Genomic DNA, 13,889 nt, shown 5'->3' with positions numbered 1-13,889 from the left:
CCAGCGGTTGGCGCGACTGTTGCTGAGAAATTCTTACTTGCCCTGCCGGAGACCGCGATGGCCCCGTTCGACAAACCCTTCGATGCCAAACGCCGCTTCGCACGCGGCGGCTGCTCCTGCGGTTCGCACGCGTCCCAGGCCGCGCACGAGGCGGCCCTGCCGAGCGGGGACGCCGCGATCGAGCGGGCCGTCGAGGCGACGATGATGCGGGCCCTGTTTCCGCATCAGGCCGAGCGCCGCGCCTTCCTGCGCAGCGTCGGCCTCGCGACGGCGGCGGCGGCCGTCAGCCAGTTCCTACCGACGAAATTCGTGGCCGAGGCCTTCGCCGAAGCGGGCAAGCCGGAGAAGACCGACCTCAAGATCGGATTCATTCCGATCACCTGCGCCACGCCGATCATCATGGCCAAGCCCATGGGCTTCTATGAAAAGCAGGGCCTCAACGTCGATGTCGTGAAGACCGCCGGCTGGGCGGTCGTGCGCGACAAGACCCTGAACAAGGAATACGACGCCGCCCACATGCTGGCACCGATGCCGCTCGCCATCACGATGGGGCTCGGATCGAACCCCGTTCCGTTCGCCGTGCCGGCGATCGAGAACGTCAACGGGCAGGCAATCTGCCTCGCGAATAAGCACAAAGACAATCGCGACCCGAAGAATTGGAAAGGATTCAAGCTCGCGATTCCGTTCGATTACTCGAACCACAACTACTTGTTGCGCTACTACCTCGCCGAGCACGGGATCGACCCCGACACCGACGTGCAGCTCCGCTCGGTGCCGCCCCCCGAGATGGTCGCGAACCTGCGCGCCGACAACATCGACGGCTTCCTCGCGCCCGACAACGTCGTCCAGCGCGCGGTCTATGACGGTGTCGGCTTCATCCACATCCTGTCGAAGGAGATCTGGGACGGGCATCCCTGCTGCTCCTTCTCGGTGGCACAGGACACGATCCGCGACATGCCGAACGCGACGGCCGCGATGCTGCGCGCCATCCTCCAGGCGACCGCCTATGCCTCGAAAGCGGAGAACCGCAAGGAGATCGCCGCCGCCATCGCGCCCGCGAACTACCTCAACCAGCCGCTCACTGTGGTGGAGCAGGTCCTCACCGGCACCTATGCCGACGGTCTCGGCAGCGTGAAGAAGGACCCCAAGAGGGTCGCCTTCGACCCCTTCCCCTACGAGAGCTTCGCGATCTGGACGCTGACCCAGATGAAGCGCTGGGGCCAGATCAAGGGCGATGTCGATTACGCGGCGGTCGCAAAACAGGTCTACCGCGCCACCGACGCCGCCAAGCTGATGCAGCAGGACGGACTGACCCCGCCGGAGGCCACCACCAAGACCTTCGTGGTGATGGGCAAGACCTTCGATCCGGCCAAGCCCGAGGAATACCTCGACTCCTTCAAGATCAAGCGTGCGAGCTAGAGCCATGCAACGCACGCTCTCGCTGCGCGCCGGCGTCCTCTCCCTCGCGCTTCTCGCGCTGATCCTGCTCGGCTGGCAGATCGCGGTCAGCGGTACCGCCCGCACCGAGGCCATGGACCCGGAATACGCCGCCCTGATGGGGCAGGCGGCCACCACGGGCAAGTCGGCCATGCCCGGCCCGCTGGATGTCGGGGCGACGATCTGGAAACACCTGAAGGATCCGTTTTACGACCGGGGGCCCAACGACAAGGGCATCGGGATCCAGCTCGCCTACTCGATCGGCCGCGTGGCGCTCGGCTACGGCCTCGCGGTGCTGGTGGCAATTCCGGTCGGCTTCCTCATCGGCATGTCGCCGCTGATGAGCCGGGCGCTCGATCCGTACATCCAGATCCTGAAACCCGTCTCACCTCTCGCCTGGATGCCGCTCGCCCTCTACACGATCAAGGATTCGAGCCTGTCGGCGATCTTCGTGATCTTCATCTGCTCGATCTGGCCGATGCTGATCAACACAGTCTTCGGCGTCGCGGGCACGCGCAAGGAATGGCTCAACGTCGCCAGAACCCTGGAGGTGAGCCCGGTCCGGCGCGCCTTCACGGTGATCCTGCCGGCGGCGGCCCCGACGATCCTCACCGGCATGCGCATCTCGATCGGCATCGCCTGGCTCGTGATCGTGGCCGCCGAGATGCTCGTGGGGGGCACCGGCATCGGCTACTTCGTCTGGAACGAGTGGAACAACCTCTCGATCACCAATGTGATCACCTCGATCCTAGTGATCGGCCTTGTCGGCATGGTCCTCGACCAGCTCCTGGCGCGTGCGCAGCGCCTCGTCACCTTCCCGGAGTGAAGCGACCCATGAGCACGCTCCTTCCGTTCGCGCGGCGCGCCCGCCGCTCCGCTTCCCAAACGGCTGATGCCGGGACCAGCCGCATGTCGACGTCTGAAAAATTCATCTCCATCGAGGGGATCGCTCGGCGCTACCCGGCGCCGGGCGGCAAGGCCACAACGATCTTCGAGAACCTGTGGCTGCCGATGCGCCGCGGCGAGTTCGTGTGCATGATCGGCCATTCCGGCTGCGGCAAGACCACGGTGCTCAACATCCTCGCCGGGCTCGATGCACCGAGCGAGGGCGTCGTCATCGTCGACGGGCAGGCCATTACCGGCACGAGCCTCGACCGCGCCGTCATCTTCCAGGGTCACGCCCTGCTGCCCTGGCGCAGCGTGCTCGGCAACGTTGCCTACGCGGTGTCCTCGCGCTGGCGGAAGGCGAAGCGCGCCGAGATCGAGGCACGCGCCCGCAAGGCGATTGCCACGGTGGGACTGGCCGGCTCCGAGCACAAGCGTCCGTCGGAATTGTCGGGCGGCATGAAGCAGCGCGTCGGCATCGCCCGGGCGTTGGCGATCGAACCGAAGATCCTGCTGATGGACGAGCCGTTCTCGGCGCTCGACGCGCTCACCCGCGGCACGCTGCAGGACGAGGTGCGCCGGATCTGCGTCGAGACCGGGCAGACGGTCTTCATGATCACCCACGACGTCGACGAGGCGATCTATCTCGCCGACCGGATCGTGCTGATGACGAACGGTCCGGAGGCGAAGGTCGCCGAGATCGTCGAGAACCCGCTGCCCAAGAACCGCGACCGCACCCAGCTTCACCACGCGCCGGGCTACTACGCCTTGCGCAACCACCTGATCGATTTCCTCGTGACCCGCTCCCGCACCCTGCGGGACGCCATGCCCGAGGGCTACGACCCCCGCCATCCACCGGTGGTGCGCCCCTCGCTCAGCGAGGCGGACGCCGCCGCAATCGCCGCCGAGCCGCCGGCCCGGCGAGCCTGATCCCGGCGCCGGCCCCTCGCGGGTCGGCTCCCTGGCATCAGCGAGCCCGCTTCCCGGAGCGAGCCGATCCACCGGATCGTCTGGATGCGACGCCTGCGTGCCAAGTCCTGGCGCACAATCGACGGCCGGTTCCGGCGCTGGATTGCGAAGGAGTTGTTCGAGGCTCTGATGCGGGTTCTAGCCCGCCGCCAGCGGCGGCACTGCAGTTGTCGGTCCGATCCACGGCTGGCGCTCAGGTCCGCTGTTGAAGTTTGAGGCGAACCGGATGTGAAACCGTGGTTCGGAAGCGCTGAGGCACACGGCCGGATGCTGTGGTCATTCGCCTGGACCGAAATTCACATCGGGATCGGAGCGCATTGAGACGGCTCGCTGAAAGTATATTAGAACTACCTAAACAAGGTGGATCTAACGTTATGGACTGCTAGCCTGTGGATGCCGTTACGCCGACCGATCTGCTGCGCCTCCAGGACAAGGCGGCCGACGCCGCGCGCCTGTTGCGTCTCCTTGCCAACGAGAAGCGCCTGCTCATCCTGTGCCTGCTGCTCGCCCGCGGTGAGATGGACGTGACGAGCCTCAGCGAGGCGGTCGATCTCAGCCAATCGGCCCTGTCGCAGCACCTCGCCAAGTTGCGTGAGGACGGTCTCGTCGCGTTTCGGCGCGAGAGCCAGACCCTGTACTATCGAGTGGAGGACCCCAGGGTCGCCCGGCTGCTCGCGACCTTGAAGGACATCTTCTGCCCGGAGATCGGCTGAGCGTGTCGGGCACCGCACCCCTCCGCTCCCAGCGCCGCCGCTGACGCATACGGGCTCCTGGCGCACCCGCGGGTCGCCGGAGCCGTACGGGTTGGACGCGAACAGTATCAAGCCGCCGCTGTTTCGGGCTCTGCGTCAGCCGGCCCTGGAGCCAGCACCCGCATGGCGTTGAGGATGACCGCGACGTCGATGGCTTCCTGCAGCAGCGCGCCCTGAAGCGGCGTCAGGTAGCCGAAGGCTGCGGCGACCATTCCGGCAAGCGACAATCCGAGGCCGACCCACACGCTCTGAAGGGCGATGAACTTGGCTCGACGGGCAATGCGGATCGCGCCCGGAAGCGGGGCGAGGCTATCGACGAGCAGGACCACGTCGGCGGCCTCAGCCGCTGCGGCCGCGCCTCGCACGCCGAGCGCCACACCGAGATCCGCCGCGGCCAGCGCGGGGGCGTCGTTCACGCCATCCCCGACCATCATCACGGGACCTCGCGCCCGCTCGGCCGCCACCACCGCGGTCTTGTCCGCCGGATCGAGGTCGGCGGCGATGGCATCGACGGGCGCTTTGGCCACAAGCGCCTCCGCGATCGGGCGCCGGTCGCCCGTCGCGAGCACGATGCGCCGGATGCCGCAGGCCCGCAGGGCCGTGAGCGTGGCGGCGCCGTCCGCCCGCAGCGGGTCCGTCAGGTGCAGCCTGCCCGCCGGGCGGCCATCGACGGCCACGAGCACCGTCGCCGCCGCACCGCTCGTCGCGACCGGCGGCTCCTCGGCCGGGAAGGTCAGCCCCATCCTGTGCATCAGGCGCGGCCCCCCGACCGTGACCGAGGCGCCCTCGACCGAGCCCGTCACCCCTTCCCCCGGAATCTCCTCCGCACGTTCCGGCTGCGCGAGGTCGAGCCGCCGATCCAGGGCCTCGTCGACAAGAGCCCGCGCCGTCGGATGCGCGGAGACTTGATCGAGGGAGGCGGCGAGCCGAAGCACCTCTGCCTCGCCGAACGGCGGGAAGGCCTCGGTGGCCGAGAGATGGGCCGTGCCATGAGTCAGCGTACCGGTCTTGTCGACCACGAGGACGCTGACCTCGGCCAGCGTCTCCAGGGCGCCCCCGCCCTTGATCAGCACCCCGCTCGCGGCCGCCCGCGACAGGCCGGAGACGAGGGCGACCGGAACCGCGAGGATGAGCGGACATGGCGTCGCGACCACGAGGACGGCGAGGGCGCGCAGCGGATCTTGCGTGACCGCCCAGGCGCCGCCGGCGAGGGCAAGGGTGACGGCGAGGAAGGCGAGGCCGTAGCGATCGGCCAAGCGCACCATCGGCGCCTTCTGTTCGCGTGCGGCCTCGACCAGGCGAACGATACCCGCATAGGTGCTCTCCGCTGCCCGGCGCTCGGCCAACAGCGAGAAGGGTGTCCCGACATTGACGGAGCCGCTGAGCACCGCGCCTCCCGCTTCGTGGATGACGGGCAGCGCCTCGCCGGTGAGACTCGCTTGGTCGAGCACGGCGCGACTGGCTACGACGCGCCCATCGACGGGGACGACATCGCCGACCCGGACCAGCACGCGGTCGCCTGGGACGACCGCGTCGATGGGCACCTCGTGCACGCCTGCGCTGTCCTCGCGATGCGCGGTGTGCGGCTGCCGTGACAGCAGCGCGGTCATCTCCCGGGCCGCGCGTCCCGCGGCGAAGGCTTCGAGCGCCTGGCCGCCCGCGTACATCAGGGCGATGACGACGCCGGCAAGGGGCTGCGCGAGTGCGATGGCGCCGCTCATCGAAAGGAGCGCGACGAGGTCGAGGCCGACATCGCCCTTCAGGAGGCTCGTGACGACCTCACGGACAAGACTGGCGAGCACGACCAGGGTCGGGACGGTCCAGGCCCAAAAGGCAAAGTCCGGCGCGCCGAGCGCCTGTGCGGCCAACCCGGCGCAGAGCCCCGCGAGCGGAAGTGCCGCCTGCCACCGATGCAGCGCTTGTCGCCACCAGCCGCCATCCGCAGCCGGCTCGCCTCTTGCGGTCGTAGATCCTGGGCGGGTCGCGTCGATGAGCGCTGGAACAGGCATGCGACTCGATCAAACGCGACCAGCTCGGCCGAGGCAAGATGGGGGCATGCCCCCGTTCCGGAGAGCGCCAGCGTTGCGGCCTTGGCCTCGGGCTTCCGCTCGATGTCTGACGTCGCATCGAGCTCGCGCAGCAGGCTGCCGCTGGCCTACGGGAGTTGAGCATGCCAGCGGACGCTCGCATCGGACTCGGCAGCGATGCGCTGGTTGTCGCGCACCTGTGTGAAGCAAAACCCGCTCCGCCGTCCCGGGGATCGTCAGGCGTCTCCCTCTTCACGTTAGATTAGATGTTGCTAATTAAGTGTCATCTAATTATAGCTCGGTTGGATGCGGGGGCATTCGGCCCAAGCGACCCCGCAGCCTGCATACGGAGCCCATAGCGCCCGCAGGTTTGTCCCTGTGGCAGTTCGGGAGAGATCACCATGGACGGCTTCACGCCACTCAGCGCCACCCTCGGCGGCGTCATGATCGGCGCCGCCGCTGCCCTGTTCCTGCTTCTGAACGGACGGATCGCTGGCATCAGCGGCATCCTTGGCGGTCTGCTCGCCCCTCCCTCAGGCCAGACGGGATGGCGGGCCGCCTTCCTGGCCGGTCTGGTCCTGGCGCCGCTGGTCTATGCCGGCTTCGGAGGAAGCCTGCCGCCGGTGACGGTCGATGCCTCGTTCCCGCTCCTGGTGGTCGCGGGCCTGCTGGTCGGGTTCGGCGCGCGCCTCGGGGCCGGCTGCACCAGCGGCCACGGCGTCTGCGGCATCGGTCGCGGCTCGTCCCGCTCCCTCGCCGCCACCGGCACCTTCATGGCCGTCGCCATCCTCACCGTCTTCGTCACGCGTCACCTGCTCGGAGCCTGAGCCATGGCCAGAGCCGTTTCCGCCTTTGCCGTAGGCCTGCTGTTCGGGCTCGGCCTGCTCGTCTCCGGCATGGCCAATCCGGCCAAGGTCCTCGCCTTCCTCGACGTGACGGGACGCTGGGATCCGAGCCTTGCCTTCGTCATGGCGGGCGCCGTCGCGGTCTCGGCCGCCGGCACCCTCATCGCGCGGCGGCGCGGCCGGCCGCTGCTCGCGCCCCGGCTCGAGATCCCGACCCGGCGTGACCTCGACCCGCGCCTGCTCGCCGGTGCCGCGGTCTTCGGCGTCGGCTGGGGCCTGATCGGCTTGTGCCCCGGACCGGCGCTGACCCTCCTGACGGTCGCGCCGGCCCCCGCCGCGACCTTCGTGGCGGCCATGGTCATCGGCATGCTGCTGTTCCGCCTTGTGCCCTCGGCGGCCTTGAAGCCGACGGCCGTTCAAGTGGCTGACGCGTGATGTCCGGCTTGCTCACATCCGGTCTCGCCACCGGCCCGGGCGGGGTCGTTGGGGCGATCCTCGGCCTCGTCGGCGGGGGCGGCTCGATCCTGACGGTCCTCGCCTGATCTACGTAGACGGCGTGAGCTCGCCGCACGTCGCCATCGGCACCAGCGACCTAGCGGCCTCGGTCGGCGCGGCGGGCAATCTCGTTTCGCAATAGCGGGCCGGGAATGTGAAGTGGCGATGCGCGACCGCGTTCTCGCTTGCAAGTGTCCGCTACGGAGGATGGAGCGGACTGACACCTCAGGCGGAAAAGGTGTGCTTCTATTCGTCCGGGCTCCATCCTCTCAAAAGTTGGAGCCTCCAGGGAATCCGGAGCGGTTCAGTCCCGTTTGATCAAGCCGGAGTGCTCGTACTCTGCGAGAAGAGGCTGAAGCTGCCCTGATCGGGTGACGGTGGCGACGAGAGGGATGACCATGTTCCGCCTTCTCCCTCGGTTGTGTGCCCTGCTCCTCGTCTCTGGGCTCGGCTTGCAGGCGCAGGCGCAGCCGGCCGCGCCCGCTGCAGTCCCGGTCGGGACGGCCTTCGCTCAACGCAAGGCCATCGATCAGGCGCTCGACTTCGTCGGCCGCGTCGAGGCGGTCGGTCGTGTCGAGGTGCGCGCGCGCGTTGTCGGCTTTCTGGATGCCGTCCAATTCAAGGAGGGAGAGCCGATCAAGGAGGGGGCGCCGCTCTACCGGATCGAGCCGGACCTGTTCGAGGCCGCGGTCAAGCAGGCCGAGGGCGCGCTCGAGCGCACCAGGGCCGCCGAACTTCTGGCAGCCATCCAGTTGCAGCGGGCGCAAGACCTACTCGATAAAAGCTCCGGCACCGTCGTAGCCCGGGACCAGGCCCGCGCCGCGCGGGACCAGGCGAAGGGCGCCGTCATGGGTGACGAGGCGAGCCTCCAGACGGCGCGGATCAATCTCGGCTACACGCAGATCTTCGCGCCCATTTCCGGCCAGATCGGCCGCACCAGCGTCACCAAGGGCAACGTGGTTGGGCCCGACAGCGGCGCTCTCACCACGATCGTCAGCCAGGACCCGATCTACGTCACCTTCCCGGTGAGCCAGCGCGAGTTCCTGCGCTACCAGCAGGGCGAGGCGCGCCCAGACCGGAGCAAGATCGGAGTCCGGATCCGTTTTCAGGACGGCTCGGAATACGGTCAGATCGGACGGGTCGACTTCGTCAACATCAGCGTCGACCGCGCGACCGACACGGTCGTCGTGCGCGCCACGATGCCGAACCCGGCCGGTGCGCTTCGCGACGGGCAACTCGTGCGCGTCAACCTTCAGGCCGGGCAGCCGGAGCAGAAGGTCGTCGTGCCGCAATCCGCCCTCATCGCCGACCAGGGCGGCGTCTACGTGTTCGTCGTCGAGGAAAGCCGGGCCAAGATACGGCGCGTCAAACCGGAGCCTGGCGGCACCGGAACGGACGCGGTCATCGCGGAGGGCCTCTCGGGCGGCGAAGTCGTCATCGTCGATGGGCTGCAGCGGGTGCGGCCCGGGATCCTCGTTCAGGCGACCCCGGTCAGCGAGACGGCCAGCAGGATCTGACGTCCATGTTCTCCGCCATCTTCGTCGACCGGCCGCGCCTTGCGGTGGTGATCGCCATCGTGATCTCGATCGCGGGCGCGCTGGCGCTCCTGACGATCCCGGTGGCGCAGTACCCCGATATCGTGCCGCCGCAGGTCTCGGTGACCACGACCTATCCGGGCGCATCCGCCGACGTGGTGGAATCGACGGTCGCGCAGCCAATCGAGTCCCAGGTCGTCGGCGTCGACAAGATGATCTACATGAAGAGCGTCAGCGGCAACGACGGCAGCTACACGCTCACCGGCTCGTTCGAGCTCGGCACCGATCCCGACATCAATGCGGTCAACGTCAACAACCGCGTGCAGATCGCCCTCGCCAAGCTGCCCGAGGACGTTCGCAAGCAGGGCGTCACCGTCAAGAAAAAATCCTCGGCCCTTCTCGGCGTCCTGGCGGTCTACTCGCCAAAATCGACCCAAGACCCGCTTTTCATCTCCAACTACGTCACGATCAACCTGCTCGACCGCATCAAGAGCACGCCCGGCGTCGGCGATGCGACGCTGTGGGGCCCGCAGGATTACGCGATGCGAGCCTGGGTGCGCACCGACCAGCTCACCGGGCTCAGCCTGACCACGGGCGACGTCATCGGAGCGATCCAGGCCCAGAACGTGCAGGCGCCGGTCGGGCGGATCGGTGCCCGGCCGATCTCGGACGAGCAGCAGCTTCAGCTCAGCATCCAGACGCAAGGGCGCCTGACCTCCGCGGAGCAGTTCCGCAACATCGTGTTGCGCACCAACCCGGACGGGTCGGTGCTGCGCCTCGGCGACGTGGCGAGAGTCGATCTCGGCGCGGCCAATCTCGACCGTGAGACGCGGCTCAACGGCAGCCCGGCGACGGTGATCGCGATCTACCAGTCACCCGGCGCCAACGCCCTCTCGACCCTGAAAGAGGTCGAGAGGCGGGTCGGAGAGCTGGCGAAGACCTTCCCCGAGGGGTTGGCCTGGAAGGTCACCTACGATCCGACCGCCTTCATCACCGAAACGGTGCACGAGGTGCAGAAGACCCTGGTCGAGGCCTTCGTGCTCGTTGTGATCGTGGTGTTCCTGTTCCTCGGTAGCCTGCGCGCCACGCTGATCCCGACGCTGGCCGTGCCTGTCAGCTTGATCGGCACCTTCATCGTCCTCAAGGCGGTCGGCTACTCGGCGAACTCGGTCTCGCTACTCGCCCTGGTGCTCGCCATCGGGATCGTCGTCGATGACGCCATCGTCGTGGTCGAGAACGTCGAGCGTGTGATGGAGGAGCACCCGGAGCTGTCACCCCGGGACGCGACGAAGCGGGCCATGGCCGAGATCACGGCCCCGATCATCGCCATCACGCTGGTCTTGCTGTCGGTCTTCGTGCCGGTCGCCTTCGTGCCCGGCATCTCGGGCGAGCTCTTCCGCCAGTTCGCCGTCGCGGTCGCGGTCTCGATGTTCATCTCGGCGGTCAACGCGCTGACCCTGTCGCCGGCTCTCTGTGGCGTGCTGCTGCGCCCGCACCACGGCCCTCGCCGGGGTATCATGGGCATGGTGATGCGCTCCATCGACCGGGTCAGCAACGGCTATGGTGCCGCCGTGGCGCGCATCGTGCGCTTCTCGATCCTCGGTCTCGTGCTCGCCGGCGCCGCGGCCTACGGCGCGACCGAACTCGCGAAGCGAACCCCGACCGGCTTCCTGCCCGAAGACGATCAAGGCGCCTTCTTCGTCGTGGTGCAGTTGCCGGAAGGCGCATCGGTCGGGAGGACCTCCGAGGTCGTGGCCCGGGCCGAGCAGATCCTGCGGCAGGAGCATGCGGTCGCTGACACCACCTCGGTGATCGGCCTCAACTTCATCGACAACTACTCCCAGGGCAACGCGGCCTTCCTGGTCGTGACCCTCAAGCCGTTCGAGGAGCGCAAGGCTGCCGCGGACGGAGCGGCGGCCATGATTGCGCGCCTCGGCCAGCAATTCCGGGAGATCCCCGGAGGCACCGTCGTACCGCTCGCTCCTCCACCCATCATCGGCCTCGGCACCGGCGGTGGCTTCAGCTACGTGCTGCAGGATCTGCGCGGTGGCGATCCGAAGGAGCTCGCCCAAGTCCTGCGCGGCTTAGTCGTAGCAGCGAACCAGGATCCGCAGCTCAACCGTGTGTTCAGCACCTTCTCGGCGACGAACCCATCGGTCTATCTCGATATCGATCGCGACAAGGCGCAGGTTCTCGGAGTGCCCCTGAGCGCCGTGTTTCAAGCGCTACAGGCTTCGCTCGGCGGCTACTACGTCAACGACATCAACCTGTTCGGCCGTACCTGGCAGGTGCAGGTTCAGGCGGAGGCCGCAGACCGGACCAAGATCGACGACATCTATCGGATCAACGTGCGGAACAAGGACGGCGAGATGGTGCCGCTGCGCTCGCTCGCGGAGGTCCGGATCGTGGTGGGGCCGCCGGCGCTGATCCGCTACAACAACCTTCGCGCCGTCACGATCCAGGGCTCGCCCGCGCCGGGCGTCTCGTCCGGTCAGGCGCTCGCCGCCATGGACGGCGTCGCGGCCCGGACCCTGCCTGCGGGCTTCGGCGGCGAGTGGACGGACACGGCGTTCCAAGAGAAGCGGGCCGAGGGCAAGACCGCCATCATCCTGGGCTTCGCGGTCCTGTTCGCGTTCCTGTTTCTGGTCGCGCTCTACGAGAGCTGGACCATCCCCGTCCCGGTGCTGCTGTCGGTTACGGTCGGGATCGCCGGGGCCTACGCGTCCATGGTGTGGGGCAAGCTCACCCTCGATCTCTATGCGCAGATCGGCATGATCGTGCTCATCGGGCTGGCTGCCAAGAATGGCATCCTGATCGTCGAGTTCGCCAAGGAGCAGCGGGAGAAGGGCGTTCCGCTTCAGAAGGCTGCCACCGAAGGCGCGCGCCTGCGCTTCCGCCCGGTGATGATGACGTCCTTCGCCTTCATCCTGGGCCTGCTCCCCCTGGTCATCGCTGTCGGAGCCTCGCAGCTCGCCCGACGCAATGTCGGGACGCCGGTCTTCGGCGGCATGATCGCCGCGTCATTCCTCGGCATCTTCGTGATTCCGCCCCTCTACGTCCTGTTTCAGGGCCTGCGCGAGCGGGCCTGGAGCCTCATGAGGCGCAAGGGAGCGAAACAGCAGGTCGAGCCGTCGGTCGAAGGCGCAAGCGGCGCCCCGAAGCACTTGCCGGCCGAGTGACTCGATCGACCCCTTCGATGCGGGCAGGTGGGAGCATGACGATGCACGATATCGAGCAGGTCATACCGACCACGAAGCCCGATGCGGGTCGGCCCCAGGCCGGGACCGCCAAGAAGCTCAAGAAAAAGGACTACGAGAGGGAATTGCACACCCTACAGGTCAAGCTGTGCCATCTGCAGGACTGGGTCAAGCGAACCGGCGCCCGCATCATCATCGTGTTCGAGGGCCGCGATGCGGCAGGCAAAGGAGGGACGATTAAGGCCATCACCGAGCGGGTCAGCCCGCGCGTGTTCCGCGTCGTCGCGCTGCCGGCACCAACGGACCGGCAGAAGTCCCAGATGTTCATCCAGCGCTACATCGAGCATTTCCCGGCGGCCGGCGAGATCGTGATCTTCGACCGTAGCTGGTACAACCGGGCGGGCGTCGAGCGCGTCATGGGCTTCTGCAACGACGCGGAGTATCGCCGGTTCCTCGACCTCTGCCCGCGGATCGAGCGCTTCATCGTCGATGGCGGGACCCAACTCATCAAATTCTGGCTGGAGGTTGGAAAGCAGGAGCAGAAGCGGCGCTTCCTGGCACGGATCGAGGATCCCCTCCGGCAGTGGAAGCTGAGCTCGATGGACCTCGAATCCTACGAGCGCTGGTACGCGTTCTCGAAGGCGCGCGATGCGATGCTGGCGGCCACCGACACTGACGACGCTCCCTGGCACATCGTCCGCTCCGACGACAAGCGGCGGGCGCGCCTCAACTGCATCACTCACCTCCTCCGTCTGATCCCCTACAGGGAACAGAAGCACGACGCGGTGACGCTGCCGAAGCGCAGCAAGGAGGATGCGTACGACGATACCCTCAGGAATAGGCGCTTCGTCACCGAAAGGTACTGAGGTTGGGATCGCGCCGGCAAGCTCCAGGGCAACCCCGCGGTCGAGGCGCGGCCGAGCGCCGGCAGGGCATGATGCTGCGTTTCTCCTAAGAAACGCCTGCTGCGCCGCCAGCCCGAGAGGGAGGGCGCCTGTGACTGGGCGTCTCGCGAGGCACTCTTGGCCATCGTCGACGTCGATGGTCATGCCGGTCAGCTCGGTACCGACGCCCAGGAGAGCTTCCCGGCGCACCAGCGCGGGGTTGACCAGCCGCTGGAACCTGCACGTCGACAACCATCTCCCGTCGACGACGAGGCGCAACGGCCTGCCCACCTTGTCGGACTCAAGCCCGTCGTGATCGCGCGGCCATGGCTGCCATCCTGAAGGTCGGTGGAACCTATGCGCTGCGTGTCTCCCAGGTGAGCAAGAAGCCCACGTCACCCGGCATGCCGTCGGGGAAGTTGACGATCACGGCCTTCAGGCCGTAGCCGGCCGGCTGCAGGCGGTCCCGCCAGAACTCGAAAGCTTGGCGCGGGCGTCCGGTCAGGGTCTCGGGCCAACCTTTCTCGAAATTGTTGATGGCCCGTCCGCCGTCACTGCACATCACGTTCGGGAAACGCATCACGAGAAGTTCGTTCTTGCCCTGCTCGGCCGCGATCCGGAGCTTGTACAAGAGCGACGTCATGATCTCGTGCACCTTCTTAGGCGTGACCTCGATGGTCTCGGACAGAGTCTTGATGAGCTCGGCCCGCGCCTCTTCGGCTCGATCCTCGGTCTGCAGGGCCTTCGCGGCCTTCAGTTTGGCCGTATAAGCGCCGAGTTCGGCGGCGGACATGAAGCTCTCGTCGCCAAGCTCGTGTTCGGTCTGTGGATTCGTCTTCAGCGCTTCCATGGCGAACTCCTGT

Annotated in this window: 12 protein-coding genes and 1 pseudogene; 11 read left to right on the top strand and 2 right to left on the bottom strand. The window is 67.4% G+C overall.

Going from position 1 to position 13,889, the window contains the following annotated elements:
• The first annotated feature begins 57 nt into the window (after positions 1-57).
• The 4 genes from MSPGM_RS05210 (at position 58) to MSPGM_RS05195 (ending at position 4,004) form a co-directional block, all read left to right on the top strand.
• A complete protein-coding gene (locus MSPGM_RS05210; protein WP_003599382.1) occupies positions 58-1,419 on the top strand; it encodes a CmpA/NrtA family ABC transporter substrate-binding protein in 1,362 nt (453 codons plus the stop codon).
• 4 nt (positions 1,420-1,423) lie between these two features.
• Positions 1,424-2,263 carry a nitrate ABC transporter permease gene (gene ntrB / locus MSPGM_RS05205; RefSeq protein WP_003599381.1) on the top strand — a complete coding sequence of 280 codons (840 nt, stop codon included), beginning with the start codon at positions 1,424-1,426 and terminating at the stop codon, positions 2,261-2,263.
• Positions 2,264-2,271: 8 nt separating this feature from the next.
• A complete protein-coding gene (locus MSPGM_RS05200; RefSeq protein WP_003599380.1) occupies positions 2,272-3,252 on the top strand; it encodes an ABC transporter ATP-binding protein in 981 nt (326 codons plus the stop codon).
• 428 nt (positions 3,253-3,680) lie between these two features.
• Positions 3,681-4,004, top strand: a complete 324-nt coding sequence (locus MSPGM_RS05195) for an ArsR/SmtB family transcription factor (RefSeq protein ID WP_003599379.1) — start codon at positions 3,681-3,683, stop codon at positions 4,002-4,004.
• Between the two features lie 107 nt (positions 4,005-4,111).
• On the opposite strand, the gene MSPGM_RS05190 is transcribed toward MSPGM_RS05195, so the two are convergent.
• Positions 4,112-6,052, bottom strand: coding sequence for a heavy metal translocating P-type ATPase (locus MSPGM_RS05190; protein ID WP_261926189.1), 1,941 nt, complete (start codon positions 6,050-6,052; stop codon positions 4,112-4,114).
• A gap of 419 nt (positions 6,053-6,471) precedes the next feature.
• Between MSPGM_RS05190 and MSPGM_RS05185 the strand changes: the two genes are divergently transcribed.
• The 7 genes and pseudogenes from MSPGM_RS05185 to MSPGM_RS05155 all read left to right on the top strand — a co-directional run bounded on the left by MSPGM_RS05185 (position 6,472) and on the right by MSPGM_RS05155 (position 13,368).
• Positions 6,472-6,897, top strand: a complete 426-nt coding sequence (locus MSPGM_RS05185; RefSeq protein ID WP_003607291.1) for a YeeE/YedE family protein — start codon at positions 6,472-6,474, stop codon at positions 6,895-6,897.
• 3 nt (positions 6,898-6,900) lie between these two features.
• Positions 6,901-7,350: a DUF6691 family protein gene (locus MSPGM_RS05180; protein ID WP_012752243.1), complete on the top strand. Its 450-nt coding sequence runs from the start codon at positions 6,901-6,903 to the stop codon at positions 7,348-7,350.
• A pseudogene (locus tag MSPGM_RS05175) lies at positions 7,350-7,549 on the top strand (hypothetical protein); the annotation flags it as partial. The gene MSPGM_RS05180 and the pseudogene MSPGM_RS05175, both read left to right, overlap by 1 nt.
• 259 nt (positions 7,550-7,808) lie before the next feature.
• Positions 7,809-8,927 (top strand): efflux RND transporter periplasmic adaptor subunit, encoded by a 1,119-nt coding sequence (locus MSPGM_RS05170; protein WP_003605088.1) that lies wholly within the window; start codon positions 7,809-7,811, stop codon positions 8,925-8,927.
• Between the two features lie 5 nt (positions 8,928-8,932).
• Positions 8,933-12,124, top strand: coding sequence for an efflux RND transporter permease subunit (locus MSPGM_RS05165; RefSeq protein ID WP_003605089.1), 3,192 nt, complete (start codon positions 8,933-8,935; stop codon positions 12,122-12,124).
• A 41-nt stretch (positions 12,125-12,165) separates the two neighbouring features.
• Entirely contained in the window at positions 12,166-13,008 is an 843-nt protein-coding gene (ppk2, locus tag MSPGM_RS05160) for a polyphosphate kinase 2 (RefSeq protein ID WP_003605091.1), read from the top strand.
• A gap of 156 nt (positions 13,009-13,164) precedes the next feature.
• Entirely contained in the window at positions 13,165-13,368 is a 204-nt protein-coding gene (locus MSPGM_RS05155; protein ID WP_131473094.1) for a hypothetical protein, read from the top strand.
• Positions 13,369-13,381: 13 nt separating this feature from the next.
• Here MSPGM_RS05155 and MSPGM_RS05150 read toward each other — a convergent pair whose 3' ends face one another.
• Complete coding sequence (locus MSPGM_RS05150) at positions 13,382-13,876, bottom strand: hypothetical protein (protein WP_003605093.1); 495 nt, start codon at positions 13,874-13,876, stop codon at positions 13,382-13,384.
• Positions 13,877-13,889 lie beyond the last annotated feature (13 nt).

Source organism: Methylorubrum sp. GM97 (assembly GCF_024347855.1).
Lineage (GTDB): Bacteria > Pseudomonadota > Alphaproteobacteria > Rhizobiales > Beijerinckiaceae > Methylobacterium > Methylobacterium extorquens.
Note: the sequence above shows the minus strand (reverse complement) of the source record. Positions and strands in the feature narration are given on the sequence as shown.